General features: G+C 56.5%; 1 protein-coding gene. It reads right to left on the bottom strand.

Going from position 1 to position 462, the window contains the following annotated elements:
- A partial coding sequence (locus tag ALO43_RS22515; RefSeq protein WP_157062355.1) for an IS5 family transposase occupies positions 1–462 on the bottom strand: 462 nt, incomplete at both ends.

Here is a 462-nt window from a genome sequence, read left to right as displayed (position 1 = left end):
CTAGCCTGTCCCGGTGAGAGTATGAAGCGCAATGGCAAGCCATTAGCGTCGCAAACCATATGAATCCTGGTTGTCAGGCCGCCTCGACTGCGCCCCAGAGCATGGTCTAGCGGTTCTTCAGGCCCCCTTTTCCCGGCGCCTGAAGAAGCTCGGGTTGCACGTACCGCCGTGGAGTCGATCATCCAGTTGTCCAGATCAATCAGTCCTTCCTGGTTGAGTCGAATGTGCAAGCGTTCCAGCATACGGTCGAACGTGCCGTTATCGCGCCAGTCACGAAAACGCTGATACACCGCCGACCAAGGCCCAAAGCGTTCCGGCAGATCACGCCAGGCAGCACCTGAGCACAAAATCCAAAGGATTCCGTGGAGTACCAGACGATCATCGCTACGTGGGCGACCCATTTTCTGCTCGGGAGAAACCAGATCCTTGATCAATTCCCACGATGCGTCGGAGAGTTCGTAA

This window comes from Pseudomonas tremae, assembly GCF_001401155.1.
GTDB lineage: Bacteria > Pseudomonadota > Gammaproteobacteria > Pseudomonadales > Pseudomonadaceae > Aquipseudomonas > Aquipseudomonas tremae.
This window is presented reverse-complemented; position numbering and strand designations above follow the sequence as displayed.